The 18,242-nt window shown below is 56.5% G+C and carries 18 protein-coding genes; 9 read left to right on the forward strand and 9 right to left on the reverse strand.

The window, feature by feature from the left end; all coding sequences use genetic code 11:
• Positions 1–14: 14 nt before the first annotated feature.
• The 3 genes from ASB66_RS01005 to ASB66_RS01015 form a co-directional block, all read right to left on the reverse strand.
• On the reverse strand, positions 15–293 hold the full coding sequence (locus ASB66_RS01005) for a hypothetical protein (protein ID WP_060716275.1): 279 nt from the start codon (positions 291–293) through the stop codon (positions 15–17).
• A complete protein-coding gene (gene glgA / locus ASB66_RS01010) occupies positions 290–1,765 on the reverse strand; it encodes a glycogen synthase GlgA (RefSeq protein WP_060716328.1) in 1,476 nt (491 codons plus the stop codon). Before glgA ends, ASB66_RS01005 begins: the two co-directional genes overlap by 4 nt.
• Positions 1,766–1,866: 101 nt before the next feature.
• On the reverse strand, positions 1,867–2,184 hold the full coding sequence (locus tag ASB66_RS01015; RefSeq protein WP_060716274.1) for a DUF2934 domain-containing protein: 318 nt from the start codon (positions 2,182–2,184) through the stop codon (positions 1,867–1,869).
• Between the two features lie 244 nt (positions 2,185–2,428).
• On the opposite strand from ASB66_RS01015, the gene ASB66_RS01020 reads away from it, so the two are divergent.
• Entirely contained in the window at positions 2,429–2,770 is a 342-nt protein-coding gene (locus ASB66_RS01020; protein ID WP_060716273.1) for a hypothetical protein, read from the forward strand.
• 87 nt (positions 2,771–2,857) lie between these two features.
• Here the strand turns inward: ASB66_RS01020 and ASB66_RS01025 are convergent, their stop codons facing one another.
• Positions 2,858–3,409 carry a DUF4334 domain-containing protein gene (locus ASB66_RS01025; RefSeq protein ID WP_158544196.1) on the reverse strand — a complete coding sequence of 184 codons (552 nt, stop codon included), beginning with the start codon at positions 3,407–3,409 and terminating at the stop codon, positions 2,858–2,860.
• Positions 3,410–3,948: 539 nt separating this feature from the next.
• Here ASB66_RS01025 and ASB66_RS01030 point away from each other — a divergent pair.
• Positions 3,949–4,941, forward strand: a complete 993-nt coding sequence (locus ASB66_RS01030; RefSeq protein WP_060716271.1) for a bile acid:sodium symporter family protein — start codon at positions 3,949–3,951, stop codon at positions 4,939–4,941.
• Positions 4,942–4,995: 54 nt separating this feature from the next.
• Here ASB66_RS01030 and ASB66_RS01035 read toward each other — a convergent pair whose 3' ends face one another.
• Entirely contained in the window at positions 4,996–6,027 is a 1,032-nt protein-coding gene (locus ASB66_RS01035; protein ID WP_060716270.1) for an L-idonate 5-dehydrogenase, read from the reverse strand.
• Positions 6,028–6,037: 10 nt separating this feature from the next.
• Positions 6,038–6,985: a 2-hydroxyacid dehydrogenase gene (locus tag ASB66_RS01040; RefSeq protein WP_060716269.1), complete on the reverse strand. Its 948-nt coding sequence runs from the start codon at positions 6,983–6,985 to the stop codon at positions 6,038–6,040.
• Between the two features lie 107 nt (positions 6,986–7,092).
• On the opposite strand from ASB66_RS01040, the gene ASB66_RS01045 reads away from it, so the two are divergent.
• The 5 genes from ASB66_RS01045 (at position 7,093) to ASB66_RS01065 (ending at position 10,715) form a co-directional block, all read left to right on the forward strand.
• Positions 7,093–7,851: an SDR family oxidoreductase gene (locus ASB66_RS01045; RefSeq protein WP_060716268.1), complete on the forward strand. Its 759-nt coding sequence runs from the start codon at positions 7,093–7,095 to the stop codon at positions 7,849–7,851.
• Between the two features lie 10 nt (positions 7,852–7,861).
• A complete protein-coding gene (locus ASB66_RS01050; protein ID WP_081088878.1) occupies positions 7,862–8,356 on the forward strand; it encodes a gluconokinase in 495 nt (164 codons plus the stop codon).
• A 2-nt stretch (positions 8,357–8,358) separates the two neighbouring features.
• Positions 8,359–9,243: an NAD(P)-dependent oxidoreductase gene (locus ASB66_RS01055; RefSeq protein ID WP_060716326.1), complete on the forward strand. Its 885-nt coding sequence runs from the start codon at positions 8,359–8,361 to the stop codon at positions 9,241–9,243.
• The gene (locus tag ASB66_RS01060; protein WP_012653475.1) at positions 9,243–9,575 is read left to right on the forward strand and encodes a hypothetical protein; all 333 of its coding nucleotides are present in this window, start codon (positions 9,243–9,245) and stop codon (positions 9,573–9,575) included. The genes ASB66_RS01055 and ASB66_RS01060 overlap by 1 nt, the downstream gene beginning before the upstream one ends.
• Positions 9,576–9,728: 153 nt before the next feature.
• A complete protein-coding gene (locus ASB66_RS01065) occupies positions 9,729–10,715 on the forward strand; it encodes a LacI family DNA-binding transcriptional regulator (RefSeq protein WP_060716267.1) in 987 nt (328 codons plus the stop codon).
• A gap of 45 nt (positions 10,716–10,760) precedes the next feature.
• Here ASB66_RS01065 and ASB66_RS01070 read toward each other — a convergent pair whose 3' ends face one another.
• Genes ASB66_RS01070 through ASB66_RS01080 form a run of 3 tightly spaced genes read right to left on the reverse strand, consistent with a single transcriptional unit; the run spans position 10,761 to position 14,466 of the window.
• The gene (locus ASB66_RS01070; RefSeq protein ID WP_060716266.1) at positions 10,761–11,855 is read right to left on the reverse strand and encodes an ABC transporter substrate-binding protein; all 1,095 of its coding nucleotides are present in this window, start codon (positions 11,853–11,855) and stop codon (positions 10,761–10,763) included.
• A gap of 39 nt (positions 11,856–11,894) precedes the next feature.
• Positions 11,895–12,953 (reverse strand): ABC transporter permease, encoded by a 1,059-nt coding sequence (locus tag ASB66_RS01075; protein WP_060716265.1) that lies wholly within the window; start codon positions 12,951–12,953, stop codon positions 11,895–11,897.
• Between the two features lie 16 nt (positions 12,954–12,969).
• On the reverse strand, positions 12,970–14,466 hold the full coding sequence (locus tag ASB66_RS01080) for a sugar ABC transporter ATP-binding protein (RefSeq protein ID WP_060716264.1): 1,497 nt from the start codon (positions 14,464–14,466) through the stop codon (positions 12,970–12,972).
• A gap of 1,556 nt (positions 14,467–16,022) precedes the next feature.
• Here ASB66_RS01080 and ASB66_RS01090 point away from each other — a divergent pair.
• Together ASB66_RS01090 and ASB66_RS01095 are read left to right on the forward strand one after the other, a co-directional pair.
• The gene (locus ASB66_RS01090; protein WP_060716262.1) at positions 16,023–16,355 is read left to right on the forward strand and encodes a hypothetical protein; all 333 of its coding nucleotides are present in this window, start codon (positions 16,023–16,025) and stop codon (positions 16,353–16,355) included.
• Between the two features lie 704 nt (positions 16,356–17,059).
• On the forward strand, positions 17,060–18,169 hold the full coding sequence (locus ASB66_RS01095) for an RHE_PE00001 family protein (protein ID WP_060716261.1): 1,110 nt from the start codon (positions 17,060–17,062) through the stop codon (positions 18,167–18,169).
• The last annotated feature ends 73 nt before the right edge of the window (positions 18,170–18,242 follow it).

Below are 18,242 nucleotides of genomic sequence, written 5' to 3' on the forward strand. Positions count from 1 at the left end.
CCTGCTCTTCTGCTTCAGGAGAGCGGTTCTGTGCGTGTGTCTGCCGCACGGGCCTTGGCTGCCTGAAGAATGTCGCGAGTTTCTCGCGCCTTGGCAACCGCTTCTGAAAGCGCCCGATTTGGAACCGCGCCGGGGTCTTCCTGGCCGTCGCTGATCTGGCTTTCCTGTTCCAGATTATGGATCAAAACCTTGAGGGCCTCGGGTCCTTGCAGGCTTGCCGTCAGGAGGGAAATCAGCAATTCGCGGTGGGCGTTGATACGCCCCCGCATGGTTTCCGGCGTTGCGTCCGTCATGAATGCAGGCTCCGAGTCGGCTTGATGCGGCCTGGGGCACGGCGATGGGTGACGGCATTATAAAGGGCGGCATATTGTTCGGCGCTGCGCTCCCAGCTGTATTGCGCCCGCATGGCCTGAAGCTGTAACCGGCGCCAATGGCGGGGTACGGCATAGGCGTCCAATGCCCGGCGAAGCGCATGGCGCAGGCCCTCGGTGGTGATCTGGTCAAACTGGAAACCGGTTGCCGCCTTGGCAGACATTGCCGCGTCATTGGCATCGATAATGGTTTCCGCCAGCCCGCCAGTGCGTGACACCACCGGCACGCAGCCATAGCGCAGGGCATAAAGCTGGGTCAGGCCGCAGGGTTCGAAACGCGACGGCTGAATGATGGAGTCGGCGCCACCGTGAATGCGATGGGCGGTTTCCTCGTCATAGCCGATCTTGACGGCCATGCGGCCGGGAAAACGCTGTGCGGTATCGATCAGCGCCTGTTCCAGCGCACGATCCCCCTGCCCGAGCACGATCAGCTTACCGCCGCCGTCGATGATTTCACTGGCGGCTTCTGCCAGCATATCCATGCCTTTTTGCCAGGTAATACGGGTAATGGCGGCAAAGAGCGGACCATCATCATTGTCCAGGCCGAACTGGTTTTGCAAGTCCACCTTGTTCAAGCGCTTGAGGCCGATGGTTTTCTGGTCAAAGCGGGAGAACAGATGCGGATCGGTGGATGGGTTCCAGATTTCCGGATCGATCCCATTGACGATACCGCGCAGCTTGTCCTTACGCTGCTTGAGAACGCCTTCGAGGCCCATGCCAAAGCGGGGCGAAAGGATTTCTCGGGCATAGGTCGGGCTGACGGCGGTGATCATGCTCGACGTCATCAGTCCACCCTTTAGGTAGCTGATATCGCCATAATACTCCATGCAGTCCGTCGACATCACGCTTGGCGGCAGTCCGATGGAGGGCAGCAGGGCAGCGTTGAACTGGCCCTGGAATGCCAGATTGTGAATGGTCAAGACAACAGGTGTCGGGCAATCCATGTGACGCAAATAGACCGAGGTCAGAGCGGTTTGCCAGTCATGAGTGTGAACGACATCGGGAACCCAGCCCGGCAAGCTACCTGCGGCAATTTCGGCTGCTGCCAGAGACAGGACCGCAAATCGTTTCCAATTGTCAGGATGGTCAAGGCCGTTCTCGTCGACATAAGGGCCACCCGGCCGGTCGAACAATTGTGGCGCATCAAGTACGAAAAGGTCGAGGCCGTGGATGCTGGCGGCATAGAGCGCGGCGGATTCACCAAGAAGGTCTTCAAAAACCAACAGCGGCGGCTGGTCTCTGATCAATCTACGGACATTGCTATAACCTGGAATCAATGTGCGGGTGGCCACACCAAAGCTGGCGAGCGCCTTTGGCAGGGCGCCCGTCACGTCGCCGAGACCGCCCGTTTTGACGAGTGGAAAAATCTCCGAGGTGACGGAGAGCGAGCGCAGACTCTGATCGATGACATTGCCTTTCTGCATGCGTTGCGGAAGGCAGCGGATTCCAGCCGCAGCGGTCGCCATGTCCTGCCGGTCTGAAAAAACAGGTGCCATCAGATTATCTTTCGCTTGCGTTTCGTGGCTGCGGCAGGCTTTGGATCTTGTGGCACATCGGCCATCTCAGCTTCTGGGCTTTGTCTGGTCTTGGCGGCCTGAGTCTTGGTCGTTGGAGCCTTAGCAGTTTGCGTTTTGGCGGCTTGGCTCGCACGGTTGAGCGCGCCTGCCTTGGCCTTTTGCGCAGATTGCGACAGTTCGTAAAATTCGCGATGGGCCTGTTGCCAATGGGCATCGTCTTTCCCGTGTGGCTTGCCCTCTTCTTCCCAAAGGCTATAGGCTCGCTTTTCGATCCACTCTTTGTCGGACGGCTTCATCGTCTATCTCCCATTGACCACCCCTCTAACGTGAAATCGGCTGTTTCTGTTCCCCAAGCAGCAGTGATTTAGTGAAATTTTCATCGCTGACTTGGGAATAGGCAGAAGGGGATAAAGATACCGTCGATCAACATCCTCTGCAGACAAGGATCTATCGCTTTTTCAGGAACAATAACCCTTGCCCATCTGTTTTCGACCTGAGCGTCACACACGAAGAGAAGACAGTGGGACAAAGGAGAAGACAATGGAATTGATTGGCACCTTGGTGCATCCTGAAAAGGGCGGACGGTCCGGATATAATGTCGAGTTCGTTTCCGATAGTGGCGATGTGGTCTCCGTACAACTGAAACAAAGCGAAGGACGGTCTCTGACACGCGAAAATGCGCCTGAGGCAGCAAGATCTTTGCTGAAGGAAATCAGCACGAAAGAGGTTGTTGAGGGAGGTACACGCCACGCCGACCAAGCCCGGCGGGATGAGGGGGACCGTGATCTCAACGATGCCCTGGAAGATACCTTCCCTGCCAGTGACCCTGTCTCGATGGCGACGACCAGCACCATCGGCGGTACGGGAAATAATGACAACTGATCATGGCATGAGTGCGGTTGGCCAAAAGTTGACAGGTTGACATCTGTCAACGCCGACTGGGCGCTTATGCGGGCAAACGCATGTGCGTCACTCGCGGGTCAGCAGAAAGAAGAATGGCCTGTCGAAATCACGATGCTCCATCAGTCCGAGACAGCGGCGGTCATCGATACGGCGAAAATGGTCGATGATCGGCTTTTCGTCATAGATCATCGCTGCACTGACAGTGCCGCCTAATGCGACAGGCCTGAGCCTTGCTTTTGGCCTGCCAGAGGCAAAAAACCGTCCCAGATTACGAACTGCCGTTCTTCCCACCGCGTTATTGAACAACCTGGGAGACGCAAGCAAAAGCCGAAGTGGAATGAAGAACGGGTTTAATGGATAGAAACCGAAGCGGTCGTGCATGATAAGCGGATGCCCTTCGTCGGCAGAGACGAAATTCTTGCCATGCCAACCGAAAGGCGGCATCAGGCCATCTATCGGATGATTTGTTGCTAACTCTTGTCCTGACCACATGCCGATCATATCATCGACTTCGAGGGCTGGGAGTTGTAGAAACCTGGCAATTGCCTCTTCGCCCGATGTACCGTCCTGTTGCCATTGGGTCAGCCAGTCCGTATCTGCAAAAACCTGTGTTGTCACGGCAATGTGTTCCCGCTTTCTAGAGTTTCCGGTCCGGCGCATTGCATGACGTTTTCCCTTGCCTCATGAGGCTCCTCTCCGGCTGATGGTCCTGGACGGTTTTCTCGTTGTGCCTGGCTTGCGGTCTCGCTGGCAGATCGCTTTTTAGGCGTTGTCGATGGTTCCACGAACCCTGCGGCTTTGCTTTCATTGCTGCATTCCTGCGCTTTCTATGCGGCAATTATGCGTTGCTGCTATCAACATCACTTAATCGCATTTGTTCCTCTTGGGTCTGTCACGCTGCGTTGAACGTGGGTGAGGTATTGTGTTTGCGACTATTTCAAGCGTTTGATCCCTTTGATACGTTTTCAGAAAACGAGCCGGACACAGGGCCGGATTTGTTTGAAACGCTGAAAAGTGATGGCAGGTGTGCATGTGTGGGGTTTGCATCGTGGAGATGAATGGCCTACTCCCTGACAGGTGAAATAGTTGACATATGACAAATGCCAAGAGGCGCCGTTGCCCTCGCATTGTCAGTGAAGAATGGATGAGCGGCGATCATGACGCGGTTTTTACCCGATAAATTTACCCTGATGCTTGTGTGTACAGTGGCTTTGGCTTCGGTCTTGCCGATCAGCGGTGAGCTGGCGGTTTATTTCGGCTGGGCAACGAAAGTTGCGATTGCGGCGCTGTTTTTTCTGCATGGCGCCCGCCTGTCGCGCGATGTCGTGATTGCTGGCATGTTGCATTGGCGACTGCATCTGTCGATCCTGGCCGTGACCTTCGTGATCTTTCCTTTGCTCGGCCTCGGGCTGGGGTTTTTCGTGCAGGGTTTTCTGCCGTCCTCGCTTTATCTTGGCATTCTGTATATCTGTGTCCTGCCATCGACCGTTCAGTCGTCTATTGCCTTTACCTCCATGGCAGGTGGCAATGTGCCAGCGGCGATCTGTTCAGCCTCGGCGTCTAATATTTTCGGCATGATCCTCACCCCCCTGCTCTGCGGGTTGCTGCTATCTGCCGGTGGCCATGGCGGGATTTCGCTCGATGCTGTCTTGCAAATCTTCGTGCAATTGCTGCTTCCGTTCATTGTGGGGCAGCTGTTGCAACCCTTTATCGGCAATTGGGTCAGGGCGCGTAAATCCCTGCTGTCGCCAATTGATCGCGGCTCGATCCTGATGGTGGTTTATGCCGCCTTCAGTGAGGCGGTCATTGAGGGGATCTGGAAGCATTTCTCGCTGGCCGATATTGGCGCGGTCGTGGTGGTCGATATCGTCTTGCTGGCATTGGCGCTGATCATCACCACCTTCGGCAGCCGGTTGCTCGGTTTTTCCAAGGAGGATGAAATCGCCATCACCTTCTGTGGCTCAAAGAAAAGCCTGGCCTCCGGCGTGCCAATGGCCAGCGCGATTTTTGCCGGACAAAGCATTGGCGCCATCGTCATGCCACTGATGCTGTTCCACCAGATCCAGCTGATGGCCTGCGCGGTAATTGCCCAGAAATATGCGGAAAAGCGTAAACTGAAGGAAGCCGAAGTGGCGCTCGCTTCCGCCTGACGCCATTTTATACCAAGGCGAAGATGCGGGTGCATCCTCGCCTTCGGAGCCCCCTCAGGAAAAGGCAATCTGAGCTTTCATCGCCTTGCTTCTGTCGGACGCGATGGTGAAGGCGGAAAGCGCGTCTTCCAAAGGCACGGTGTGGGTAATCAGCGGTTTGACGTCGATCAGCCCTTTGCGCATCAGCTCCACCCCAACCGCAAATTCGCTGTGGAACCGGAAGGAGCCGCGCAGGTCAAGCTCCTTGGCGGTAATGGCCATCATCGGTAAGTTCATATCGCCGCCAAGACCAAGCTGCATGATGACGCCGCGTGGACGCATGGCGGAAATTCCGCCAGCCAGTGCAGAGGCGACGCCGGTGCATTCGTAGAGCACGTCGAATGTGCCTTTCCCCGCAGCGTATTCCGCAAGGCCGTCCGGCTGGGCTGCGGTGTTGATCACCCGGTCAGCACCGGCTGCCTTGGCCAGTGCCAGCGTGAAGTCCGACAGATCGGTGGCAACGATTTCTTTCGCTCCGGCCCTCCGGGCGGCAATGATCGACAAAACGCCAATCGGGCCGCAACCTGTAACCAGAACTCGCTTGCCGAGCATTTCACCGGCCCGGCGCGTTGCGTGCAACGTCACGGCCAGCGGTTCGGCCATCGCCGCCTCCCCCGCGCTCAGTCCATCCGCCACCACACATTGGTTGGCGTCGGCGACAAGGCTTTGCCGGAATGCGCCCTGGATGTGGGGAAAAGGCATGGCGCTGCCGTAAAACCGCATATTGATGCATTGATTGTGCAGGCCTTCCTGGCAATAGGCGCAGGTGTGGCACGGGCGCGATGGTGAGACGGCGACGAGCTGGCCGATGTCCAGTCCTGTGACCCCTGCCCCCAATGTCTCGACATAGGCCGAGACTTCATGACCAAGGATCATTGGCTGTTTCAGTCTGACCGCGCCAAAACCGCCGTGATTGTAATAGTGCAGGTCGCTGCCGCAGATGCCGCCAGTGGCAAGCCGCAGTTTTACCTCGCCTGAGCCGGGTTCGACCTCGTCCACCTCTTCAATGCGAACGTCTTTTGCCGCATGGGCAACAATGGCTTTCATGGATTTATCCTCATAGAACCGGGGTTGGCAAAGCCGAACCGGCGAAATGCGCGGTTAGATTATCGCGGACCAACTGGCCCATGGCCTGGCGGGTTTCAATCGTGCCGGAGGCGTGGTGGGGTTGGAGCAGGACATTATCCAGGGCCAGAAACCGTGGATCGAGCCTGGGCTCACCTTCGAACACATCCAGCGCAGCGGAGCCCAGCCGTCCGGCTTCGAGGGCTTCCAGCAGGGCGGTTTCATCGATATTCGAGGCACGGGAAATGTTGATCAGCATACCCTCTGGTCCTAGCGCCTCAATCACATCGCGTCCGACAATATGCCGTGTATTGGCGGATGCGGCCAACGTGACGAACAGGAAGTCCGATTTTCCTGCCAGTTCCACCGGATCGGCAACGAATGTCATGCCCTCGGCATACGGCTTGGCCGCGACATCGCTATAGGAAATCTGCATGTCGAAGCCTTTGAGGCGCTTGGCGACCTCAAAGCCGATGCGGCCAAGGCCCAGCACCCCTGCCCGCCTGCCCCAGACCCGGCGTTTCAAGGGATAAAGACCCTTTGCAGCCCAACTGCCATCCTTCACCCAGGTCTCGGCGCCGATCATGCCACGCGATTGGCAAAGCATCATTGCGATGCCGAGGTCGGCGACGTCATTGGTCAACACATCGGGTGTGTTAGTGACTCGGATGCCGCGGTCACGGCAAGCGGCGAGATCCACTGCGTCATAGCCAACACCGTAGACAGAGATAATTTCAAGCTTCGGGCAGGCGTCGATCAAGGCACGGTCAGCACCGAGTTCACCCCTTGTGGCAACGCCGCGAATGCCCGGTCCGACTGAAGCAAGGAAGGCGGCCTTGTCGGCTGCATCGAAATAGCGATGGACGGTGAACTGGTCATTCAAAGGGCCTTCATCCCAGGCGGGATAGGGTCCGACCTGTAAAATCTCCGGCTTTGCCACTTTCTTTTCCTCTCTTCGACGAACCTGTCTAAAAAACTTGACAGGCAATGTTATCGATAACATAAACAGGTTCAACAAATGTTGTCGAGATAAAAGTGGAGGATGCCATGTCGCTTGGTCTTTTCGATCTGACGGGTCGCCGCGCGTTGGTGACAGGATCTTCGCAAGGCATTGGCTTTGCCTTGGCGCAAGGTTTGCGGGCGGCGGGCGCAACTGTCATCGTTAACGGACGCGATGAGGCCAAGCTTGCCGCAGCCGCCGCCCGGATCGGCGATGGCTGCGATGTTCTGGCTTTCGACGTCACCGATCATCAGGCGTCGCGCGATGCCGTCGATGGTTTCGAGGCCGCCAACGGGCCAATCGACATTCTCGTCAACAATGCCGGCATGCAGTTTCGCGGCCCTCTGGAAGAGTTTCCGGCAGACGCTTTCGAGCGGTTGCTGCGCACCAATATTTCCAGCGTCTTTAATGTCGGCCAGGCTGCGGCCCGGCACATGATCAAGCGCGGCGCGGGCAAGATCATCAACATCGCCAGTGTGCAGACGGCGCTGGCCCGGCCTTCGATTGCTCCTTACACGGCCACCAAGGGCGCGGTCGGCAATCTGACCAAGGGCATGGCGACCGACTGGGCAAAATATGGGCTGCAATGCAATGCCATCGCGCCCGGCTATTTCGATACGCCGCTAAATGCCGCGCTGGTTGCCGATCCTGATTTCTCCACATGGCTGGAAAAACGCACGCCAGCAGGGCGCTGGGGCAAGGTGGAAGAGCTGGTGGGTGCCTGCATCTTCTTGGCGTCTGGAGCCTCATCCTTTGTCAACGGCCATGTTCTGTATGTCGATGGCGGCATCACTGCCTCGCTCTAGGAGCAGGGGGATGACAAAACTGGTACTTATGGGCGTTTCCGGTTGCGGAAAATCCTCCGTTGGCGCTGCATTGGCGGCAAGGCTCGGCGCGGTCTATATCGACGGCGACGATCTGCATCCGCCGCAAAACATTGCCCGGATGCAGGCGGGCATTCCGCTTGACGACGCGGATCGATGGCCGTGGCTGGATGCGGTTGGAACACGCCTTGCCGGGGAGCGCGGAACAACCATTATCGGGTGTTCGGCGTTGAAACGGGCTTACCGCGACAGGATCAGGGAAAAGGCTGGTGGTTCTGTACGTTTTATCCATCTGGCTGGCAGCCATGCCGTGATCGCCAGACGGGTCTCCGAGCGACCAGGTCATTTCATGCCTGCTTCGCTGCTCGACAGCCAATTTGCAGCGCTTGAGCCGCCGGGTGCCGATGAACGTGCGGTGACCGTCGATATCGATCAGCCGCTTGACAGTCTGGTCGCGGCGATTGTGTCGGCCATAGGGGAGGAATGATCATGACCAACACAGTGGCGCTGATCGGCGCGGGTGCTATGGGCGGCGCAATCGGCAGAAGGCTGGTTGAAACCGGCAACCAACTGACTGTCTTCGACCTCAATGCTGAAAAGGTGGCGGAGTTGACCGCGCTTGGCGCGACGTCTGCACAGACGGCGGCGGAAGCTGCGTCGCGCTCCGACTATGTTATTCTCAGCCTCAATGCGCCGCAGATCATTCGGGCCGCGGTGTTCGGCAAGGACGGAGTGGCGGAGGGGGCAAAACCCGGGACGTTGATTATCGACATGTCCTCCATCGACCCAGAGGCAACCCGGCAATTGGCTGGGGATGCGGCGGAAAAGGGTTTGCGCTGGGTCGATAGCCCGCTTTCTGGCGGCGCACCCAAGGCGGCGATTGGTGAATTGACGTTGATGGCTGGCGGGACAGAGCAGGATGTGGCCGATGCTCATCAGGTTTTGCAGCATGTTGCTTCCAATTATACGCATATGGGTCCGGTGGGTGCTGGCCAAACCACCAAGCTGATCAACCAGGTGCTGTGTGGCCTGAACTTTCTGGCCGTGGCCGAGGCGACGCAATTGGCGCTGGACGCTGGGGTCGATGCCGCGAAAATCCCGCAAGCATTAAAGGGCGGCCGGGCCGATAGCGCCATCCTCCAGGAATATATGCCACGGTATGTCACCAGGGATTATCGCCGCACGGGCCGGATCGACAATATGGTCAAGGATCTGAACGGCGCGCAGGATCTGGCGCGGCGCACCAATACGGCCATGCCGCTGACGGCAGTCTGTGCCGAAGTGCATCGTATGCTGACAGCGGCGGGGCTTGGCGGAGAAGACCAGGCCATGTTGATGGAATTTTTCACCGGAGCAAAAAGGGAGACCTCCTGATGATCACACGTTACGCCTTGTTTGAAGGTACGGTAAAGCCGGGGCAGACGGAGGCATTCCGCGCTGCTGTTCTCGAGACCATCTTGCCGAAATGGAAGCAGTTTCCAAAGGCGATTGACGTCAGAGTGTCGTTTGCCGAGGCCCGTGACGATGGCGCGCCGGAATTTCCGATGATCCTGGCGATCAACTATCCGGATCTGGAGGCGGTCGAGGCCGCGCTGGCCAGTCCGGTTCGCGCCGAGGCACGTGCGGCAACAGAGGCGGTGCTCTCGCAGTTTTTCGATGGCCGTATCCATCATCACGTGACGCTTGCCAACGAATTTGCGCTTTGACCAAGCGCTTGTGAGGTCCCCTCCCCTGTTTGGGGTGGGTTTGACGATGGGAAAAGCTTTTAGCTGGCTTTTATTCAGCTTATAAACGCAGTGTATCGCGCTGATAACCATAGCAAGGGCCATTGGGTGACTGATTTCCGCAAACCGCCAACCATGGCCGACATTGCCCGAGTCACGGGAGTGTCGCCGATGACGGTGTCGCGGGCCTTCAAGACCGATAGTCTGATCAGCAAGGAAACCCGCGATGCCATTTTACTGGCGGCGGAGGATCTTGGCTATGTGTTCGATTCCACTGCCTCCAATCTAAGATCACAGCGCTCCGATTTTGTTGCGGTTACTATTCCCTCAATCAATAATGCCAATTTCGCCGATACGGTTGGTGGTCTCTCGGAAACTCTCGCCACCCGGAAGATGCAAATCCTGCTTGGTTACACCAATTACGATATGCAGGAAGAAGAAAGGCTGATCGAGCAATTGCTGCGCCGCAAGCCGCAAGCCATCGTGGTAACAGGTGGCAAGCATACGCCCCGCGCCCGCAAATTGCTGGCCAATGCCCATATTCCAGTGATCGAAACCTGGGATGTGCCGTCCGAGCCGATTGGCCACTATGTCGGTTTTTCCAATGCCGGTGCGGTTTGCGCCATGGTCGATCATTTCCTTGCTGTCGGCTATCGGCGACTGGCCTTCATTGGTGGGGATGTCGGGCGAGATACGCGCGGTAGCGATCGCCGCAACGGGTTTATTGCCGCGATGAACCGCCATGGGTTGGATGCCTCACGGTTGATTGCTGCCGGACCGCCACCGATCTCGATGCGTGAAGGCGCGAATGCTATGACGCGGCTGCTGGAAACGCTGCCCGATACCGAAGCGGTGATTTGCGTATCTGACCTGTCGGCGTTCGGCGCTTTGACTGAGTGTCAGCGGCGCGGCATTGCCGTGCCTGAGGGGATCGCCATTGCCGGGTTTGGCAATTATGAAATCGGTGCGATTTCCGTGCCGACGATTACCACGATCAATGCCTTTTCCCGGGACATCGGCGAAAAAGCGGCGCGGCTGATCCTGGATCTGCTGGACGGGCGGCCATTGGCGGGAAACATCACCATCACGCCCGAACTCATCCTGCGTGACAGCAGTTTGTGATGGTAAAGCCATGCGCCGGTGAAAGCGCATGGCGTGTTTTTCAGCTCATTTGCCCCAGATCTTCTTATAGGCGTCACGATAGCCATTGTCGGGATCGAAGCTGTTTTTCGGTCCGCCATCGAATTCGACATTGTCGGCGGTTACCACATGCAGCGGTGACATATAGCCGGACCATTTTTCGCCGTTGAGGGCTCGGTTCAGCTCATCCACCAATTGCCAGCCTTGCAGGTTCAAGGGTTCAGCCACCGTCACCTTCTGGTACTGGCCAGCGCGGATGCGTTGATAGGCGGATTCGGAGCCATCCCCTGCGGCAACATTGATCGGTGCATCGGTTCCCCCCTTCCCTGCCGAGGCGAGCGACGGCCCCATGAAATCGAAGTAAAGGTCGTTGATGGCCAGGGAATGGGTCCAGCTGTCGCCGTATTTCTGCAACAGCGAGGTGGTTAGCTGCGGCATGCGCTGTGAGGTTTCGGCAATCGGTGTATCGACATAGGCCAGAACCTTGCCGCCCAGCCGCTCGATTTCTTCCTTCATCTTGTCAGCCTTGGCGATGGCGATCGCATAGGTCGAGTCGGTAAAGATGATGACGCCTGGCTTGCCCTTGGCATCGACATAGGCCCAGTTGGCGGCAGCTTTCGACACTTCCATGGCGTCAGTGCTGATATTGGCGAAAAGGCCGTTCTTTTCGTCCGGTCCAATGGTTGGGCCAGCATGCCAGGCGACCAGTGGAATTTTGTTGGCTTTCGCCTGTTCCAGCGCTGGAGCCTGTTCCACGGCATCGAAACCGTCGATGATGATGGCGTCCGGCTTCAAGGCCATGGCTTGGCCAAAGGCTGCGGTTCGGCCTCCAATCGAGCCTGCGCCATCCAGCACCTTGACCTGCCAGCCAATGGCCTTGGCCGCCTCCTCGACGCCATTGCTGACACCCAGGATACCACCGTTTTTCAGATCCCCGGCGAGAACAACGATTGTTTTTCCTGGCTGTGGTTTCGGGGCGCTTTTCGGTCCGTCCCAAGTTGTCACCTTGCTGGCATATTTATCGACCACGGCTTTGGCTTCTGCCATCGGATCGGCCCAGGCGTTGCCCGCCGTGAGCAATATCAAGGCGCCGGTTGCTTGCAGGATATGTCTGCGTTTCATGTCCATTCCTCCCTCTGGAAATTACTGAACTGGATGCTGTTATTGTTGCTTCGGTTGAGGCGTGCTGGGTGGCGCCATGCGACCCGACAGGCTGCGCCGCCGTTGTGCGTAGCCAGCAATGCCGATGGCGACCAGCAACGTCACGCCGTTAAACAATGGCTCGACATAGAAGGACCCACCGATCTGCTGGATGCCAGCAATGCCGACGGCCAAAATGATCACCCCGATCATCGTACCCCAGACATTGACGCGACCAGGCTTGATGGTGGTGGACCCAAGAAAAGCGCCAACCAGAGCTGGAAGCAGGTATTCCAAGCCGACGCTGGCCTGGCCGATCCGCAGCTTTGAGGCGAGCAGCACGCCCGCCACCGCAGCCAGTGTGCCTGACGTGACAAAGGCGCCGATGACGAAGCGGCGAACGGGAATGCCGTTCAGTGCTGCCGCTTTTGGATTGGCACCGATGGCGTAGACATAGCGGCCAAGCGGTGTGTATTCGAGCACCAGCCACATGATCACTGCCAACACCAAAACATAGAATCCGGTAATCGGCAGGCCGAAAACCATGGTGCCATTCAGGCTATAAAAGCCTTGCGGCAACATGCCAACCACCTGTCGCCCGCCGGTATGCCAAAGCGCGATGGCGTAAAGCACGGTGCCTGTGCCGAGGGTAGCAATGAAACTATCGATCTTGGCGACTTCGACAAGAAGGCCGTTGAGAAAGCCGGTGAAGGCACCGAGTGCAATCACGATCAACACGGCCACCGGCCAAGGCAAGCCGAACATGGTTTGCAGGCTGATGGCCAGCACGTGCCAGAGCACGATGCCATAGCCAATGGTGAGATCGATGCGTCCAGCAGCCATTGGGATCATGGCCGCCAGCGACAGGATGGCGATAATCGTTTTGTCGGAGATAATTGACCGTAGGTTCAGAACGGTCGGAAAGGTCTGCGGCAAGAGAATGGAGAACAGCAGGATCAGCCCCACGGTCAATATGACGAGACCGTAAACAGGTAGCAGACGCTGGATTTTCTGCGCTGTGCTCATGCCGGAAAGCTCGGCTCGCGTCGGCTCCAGCGCGTTGGATTCGATGGATTGCATTGGTTCTCTCCCAGGTTCAGGCCGCGTCCGAGGCGGAGGCTGCGGCGATCACCGCTTCTGTGGTCAGGTCCGGCCCGCTCAACTCTCGCAGGATCTGACCGCGAGAAAATACCAGCGCCCGCTGGCAGATATGGGCGATTTCTTCAAAATCGGTGGAGACCACCAGGACGGCCAATCCGCCTTCGACGGCCTCGGCGATCAGGCGATAGATGTCTGCCTTGGCGCCGACATCGACACCGGCGGTCGGATCTTCCGCTACCAGCAGGCGACGGCCTGTCGCAAGCCAGCGACCCACCACGACTTTTTGTTGGTTGCCGCCGGAAAGCGCTTCTATGGCAAGGCTCTGGTCGTTGGGCCGTAAGCCGACGCGCGCGCCAATCGCATAGGCTTGCGCGGCTTCCTTGGCAGGGGTCAGAAAGGAAAGGAGGCTGCGGCCTGAGGCGGCAGGATTGATGAAGGTGTTTTCCCGCAGGCTCAAGGACATGGCGACCGACTCTTCTGTTCTGTCGCGGGCAATCAATCCGACCCCGCTGGCCATGGCTGTTGAGGGGTTGGTGAGATCGACAGGGCGGCCGGAAATCGTAACGGAGCCGGAGGCGGGCTCGGCGCCGAACAAGGCGCGACCAACCAACTCATGACCTGCGCCGCGCAGCCCGACCAGTCCGAGCAATTCACCTTGGCGGATGTCGAAATTGACCGGCCCCGCCCCGCGGCATCCAAGATCTCGGACGGTGACGATTGCTGGTCCTGCGGGGCTTGTGCTCTTGGTGAAGAGCTGGTCGGCCTTGCGCCCGACGATCATCCTGATCAATTCATCAGGTGTTGTTTGGTTTACGGGCTTTTCTCCAACCAGCTGTCCATCTCGCAGGACGGCGACGCGGTCGGCGATGCGGAAGATTTCGTCAAGGCGGTGCGAGACATAGATCATTGCCACACCACGTTCTTTTAAAGGGCGGATCGCCGCAAAGAGTTTTTCGACTTCATCAGCCGGTAAGCTTGCAGTCGGCTCATCCAGCACCAGAACGTCTGCTTCGACTGCCAGTGCTCGGGCAATGGCTACCAGTGATTTTTCTGTCCGTGTCAGGCTCTGGATACGTGTGGAGGCATCGAAGTTGCAGCCGACGAGCGCAAGGGCTTCTGCGGTCCGCCGTTCGGTGGCTTTCCAGTTGATAAGGCGGTTGCGTAATGAATAGCCTTGGGCAAGGCCGACATTTTCTGCAACGGTCATCCATTCGATCAGGCCCAGATCTTGATGTATGAAGGCAACGGACTGACGCTGGTTTGGCTTTGGTGGGCGGTGATTATAGATCTGTCCACGAAATCTAATTTCACCGGTGTCTGGCTTGTAAATACCTGCGAGGGTCTTGATCAGGGTTGATTTTCCAGCACCGTTTTCGCCAAGCAGTGCCAGGATTTCACCCGGTCGCAGGTCAAGCGAGACATTTGACAGGGCGCGCGTTCCGCCGAAGGTTTTTGTGATCGCACAAAATTCCAGTAGTTTTTCGTCGACCATTGTTACTCCTCCCAAAGTCACAGAAACTTAGCGTATGTTATCGATAACATGTCGTCAAGTGACCTTCTAAAAAGCACATAAAGGTGGATTAATGGGAGGTATTACTTTAAATTGTAAATGCGTAATTGCAAGTTATGCGCTAGTTATAGGCAGTCACGCGCTAGGAGAATTCGAGCGCTGTTTTCTGAAGGGGAGACTGAAGCAAGTGTCGCTTGGTACGCGATGCTTTAATTTGCCAAGCAAGAAAGCTTCGGTCTCCTTTCGTTACGAACCTTTGTGGATGTTTCTCCGTCGTGGTCTGCTTGTTCAGATTGCGCTCTGGGTGAAGAAGCGCCGCGATAACAGGGGGCGAGCCGATAGGTTTTGCGCGAGCTTTCTGTCTTGCGCGGTTCCTTTTCAACAGGGGCCATGGGAAGAAAAAGGGCGCCTCTATGAAGGTGAGCTTTGACATGAAGTTGATGTTGTCGGTTGGTTTTCAGCGTGTCGTCGCTGGGGGGGGGCGGGAGTGTTCGTGAGTTGAATAATAGTGGGCTTTTTTGGGTGGTCCGCGATGGTCTAAATAGGGATCGGTCGTGCCTCTCTTGAATATTGTCGTCTTAATCGGTTGGGGCGGAGCTCAGCGCGCTCGTTTTTTGTCACCGCGGCTTTAACGTAGTTCTCGCGATGACGTTTGTGTTTGAAGCTTGAGGTGCTTCGATCTTAACGTGGTTTCATTGAAAGCGACGTTACGGATGGGGTCCTCTTCCCTGCCTCTGCCTCTGCCTCTGCCTCTGCCCCTGCCCCTGCTCTGTGGTCCTGCCGGTTATGCGTTGAGATGTCATGGTTGAGCGTTGGCGATTTTGCGGCCTTTAATGTTTCTGGTTCTTGCTCGTTTTCTTGCCGGGTGTCGAAATTCACGGCGATGAACTATTCCTTTTAAGCATGCTTTTATGCTGAGGCTCGATCCTGTGGGTTAATGGTTCGCGTAAGCAAATGTGCTGCTAAGGACGCGTGCGCGTCGCGGGCTTCTATTGGCCCGAGCTGAGGTTTCGATCGTCTGGAAACCAGAGAAGGTCACTCGCTTTTCTTGCGGAAGGCGCATTTTTAAGGCGATGGATCTTGCGCTGTTGACAGCTGTCAACGCCAGAAAATGCGCGGCGTTGACAGCTGTCAACAGTGACCTTCTGTCTGCCGCATCTAAGCAGACTTCGGCGCTGTAATGAAGTGGGTAGCCTTGGGGAATTCTGGTCGAAAAGATGCAACGTCAAGAGCTGCCTTTAACTCCAAGTGTTCCGCATAGTTTTGGGTGTGTAGCCTGAGTGCGTACGCAAACTAAAAATGGTTGGCGAGCGTAAAATTCACCACTTCTTTACTCCTGCCAGTGCATAACTCAGCCAAGCGCGAAATGTAGTGCGTACGCGCGGTTTTCTTCTGAGCAGAAGCCATTGGCTTTTACGCTCCAACAGGTTGCCCCTGTCATTCACGATAAAACATCCCTAGTTTTTTAAGGTCTGCCTCGACTTCGCCATGCGAATCGTGTCAGCGCACTGCTCCAATAAAAAAACAGGAGTGGGTCCATGGCTCGTTTCGATCATGAAGACCAACTGGCCGATATTATGCGGCAATTTTTCGAAGTGCGTGATGCAGCGCGTGCCTTACGGGTTCGTCTGGAAACCCAGCGGCGAGAGATGGGTGTGTCGGTCGCCGCGTTTTATGATCCTCGCAGCAATCCGGTCTATGCTGCAGATATTCTTCGCCATCTTGATTTGCGCCAAAGTCAGGCGAACCTTCTTGAGGCCGCCGAAAGGAAAGTTACGGGTCCGTCGTCAACGGAGAACGACGACGAGCAAACCGAGATGATTGGATCGCTTTTTTTTCAGGACGATGAAAATCTCGGTACCAAAGAGTAATCCAAATTCGCGAAGGGATCCGCTTGGCGCCGCCGATTTGAAATCACATCATTGCGATCCGCATCCCGTCTCGTATGATTCAAGCTACAATGGCATGGTGCGTGAAAACCGCACCATGTGGTAGGCTTTGCCAGCACACACGGTCTGCGAAGAACGCTTCCTCAATCAATAGCTGCCTGTTGGCTGGCAATCGGTTTTCCGCATCCCTCAACTGCGTCTAAGATTTGGTTCCCGCAGTATGGCAAAAGAAGCCGAGCAGGGTAGGGCGCTATGGAACCATTATGCAGCTGCGACGGAGGGGTCGTTTTAGCCTCAAGGGATCTCAACTCGCCCAATGCAATTCAGGGTTCACAGTCAGTGCATAATCCATACATCAAGTCGGTTCATGCTCGCAGTGTGATGTAAGTTCAATTCTCCTTCGCTCAAACCGTACCCCCTTTTACACGGTCCAAAAGATGTAGAACCTATTACGGCAAGGTGGATTTTTTCATGCCTTTACCGTAATCATCGCGAAAAGATGTAGGCATGTGTTTTCCACCATTACCAAGTCAAAAGCGAAAATAGGCTTTTCATCCGGTGCCAGTCATGGCATAATACCTGCAGACAATCGCCAAGACGCCAAATTCTGTTGATTTTCACGATATGCCTGGCGAAAGCGAAAGCCCCCTTCCTTTTCATTGTCTCATTCGTGTAACGTAAATTCAATGCGTTACGTGATCGATTCATTGCCCTGGCAAAAGCTTGTTCTGCCGCTCGCAGCGGCAGGTGAAGCACTTGTGCGTCTGGATGAGCGCGCTGCTCGTTCAGCTGTCGGGAGCGGATTGCGTGAACGGCTACATTATGCCGATGCCATTGCCTCTTTATGGGTAGATGGCGAATTGGTTCATATGGAAGATTTGGTCTTTCATGATGCCCGAATGGACACGCGCACTCCCACCCACGAACTGACCATTGCCCATCTGATTTTGCGCAGCCGCCGAGAGCTTGTTCAGCGTGAGCCTTCCTGGGCATTCAGCGATTTGGGTTTGCAACGGCTTCGTGGCCGTGACCATTGGCTCTCGCAGGAGATGACGCTGCCTATGCCGCAGGCCACATCCGTGCACGAGGAACCTGCTACGGAAGGCAGCGTCGATGATGCCTTTCAGGCAGAACTGGATCGCTTCGATGCTGTTTTGAAGCGAAGTGAAACCGTACTCGACGATGTCGGCAAGATGCGGGTGCGACCGCGTGCTGAAGATCCGCAGGCTGTGGTTTATGATCCGGACTGGAATGAGGAGGCGCGGCTTGCAGAGTGGCAGACGCTACTTGGCGATGTTCAGGCGCTTCCTCCGGTGCTTGCCGCAGCCTGCCTGCTCGATGCCTGGCAGAGCCAAGAGGTCAGCGAGCATAGTCCCTGGCTTGGTCGCCTTTTGGCCGCCGCTTATTTGCAAAAGGCCGGTGTGGCGCAATTCCATCTTCCGGCACTATCGGTCGGATTGCGGGCTGTGCCGCGCGAACAGCGCCAGTCTCCCAATCGCACACAGCGTCTGCTCGCCATTCTTGAGGCATTCGAAAAAGGCGCGCAATTGGGTTTGAAGGAACATGACAGACTGATATTGGCGCGGGGCAATCTGGAACGGCGCACTATTGGTAAGCGCGGTTCGTCAAAGCTACCCGACCTGATCGATCTCGTCTTATCGCGTCCGCTCGTATCGGCTGGCCTTGTTGCCAAATATCTGGAGGTCACACCGCAAGGCGCGCTCGGCCTGATCCGGCAATTGCCGCTGCGAGAATTGACCGGACGAGGGCGCTATCGTGCCTGGGGTATTCTGTAATTGTGCAGCGGAAAGTCTATGCTGCAATGCAGCATATATAATACTACTAATCAGCTTTACAGCTCTCATATTT

Origin of the sequence: Gillisella vitis, from assembly GCF_001541345.2 — a bacterium.
In the GTDB taxonomy this organism is placed as follows: domain Bacteria; phylum Pseudomonadota; class Alphaproteobacteria; order Rhizobiales; family Rhizobiaceae; genus Allorhizobium; species Allorhizobium vitis.

Excerpts from the sequence above, each read along its gene's own strand:
- ASB66_RS01075 (WP_060716265.1), bottom strand. The coding sequence starts at position 12,953 with ATGCAATCCATCGAATCCAACGCGCTGGAGCCGACGCGAGCCGAGCTT.
- ASB66_RS01070 (WP_060716266.1), bottom strand. The coding sequence starts at position 11,855 with ATGAAACGCAGACATATCCTGCAAGCAACCGGCGCCTTGATATTGCTC.
- ASB66_RS01080 (WP_060716264.1), bottom strand. The coding sequence starts at position 14,466 with ATGGTCGACGAAAAACTACTGGAATTTTGTGCGATCACAAAAACCTTC.
- ASB66_RS01050 (WP_081088878.1), top strand. The coding sequence starts at position 7,862 with ATGACAAAACTGGTACTTATGGGCGTTTCCGGTTGCGGAAAATCCTCC.
- ASB66_RS01090 (WP_060716262.1), top strand. The coding sequence starts at position 16,023 with ATGGCTCGTTTCGATCATGAAGACCAACTGGCCGATATTATGCGGCAA.
- ASB66_RS01020 (WP_060716273.1), top strand. The coding sequence starts at position 2,429 with ATGGAATTGATTGGCACCTTGGTGCATCCTGAAAAGGGCGGACGGTCC.
- ASB66_RS01030 (WP_060716271.1), top strand. The coding sequence starts at position 3,949 with ATGACGCGGTTTTTACCCGATAAATTTACCCTGATGCTTGTGTGTACA.
- ASB66_RS01065 (WP_060716267.1), top strand. The coding sequence starts at position 9,729 with ATGGCCGACATTGCCCGAGTCACGGGAGTGTCGCCGATGACGGTGTCG.
- ASB66_RS01045 (WP_060716268.1), top strand. The coding sequence starts at position 7,093 with ATGTCGCTTGGTCTTTTCGATCTGACGGGTCGCCGCGCGTTGGTGACA.
- ASB66_RS01015 (WP_060716274.1), bottom strand. The coding sequence starts at position 2,184 with ATGAAGCCGTCCGACAAAGAGTGGATCGAAAAGCGAGCCTATAGCCTT.
- ASB66_RS01035 (WP_060716270.1), bottom strand. The coding sequence starts at position 6,027 with ATGAAAGCCATTGTTGCCCATGCGGCAAAAGACGTTCGCATTGAAGAG.
- ASB66_RS01005 (WP_060716275.1), bottom strand. The coding sequence starts at position 293 with ATGACGGACGCAACGCCGGAAACCATGCGGGGGCGTATCAACGCCCAC.
- ASB66_RS01055 (WP_060716326.1), top strand. The coding sequence starts at position 8,359 with ATGACCAACACAGTGGCGCTGATCGGCGCGGGTGCTATGGGCGGCGCA.
- ASB66_RS01095 (WP_060716261.1), top strand. The coding sequence starts at position 17,060 with ATGCGTTACGTGATCGATTCATTGCCCTGGCAAAAGCTTGTTCTGCCG.
- ASB66_RS01060 (WP_012653475.1), top strand. The coding sequence starts at position 9,243 with ATGATCACACGTTACGCCTTGTTTGAAGGTACGGTAAAGCCGGGGCAG.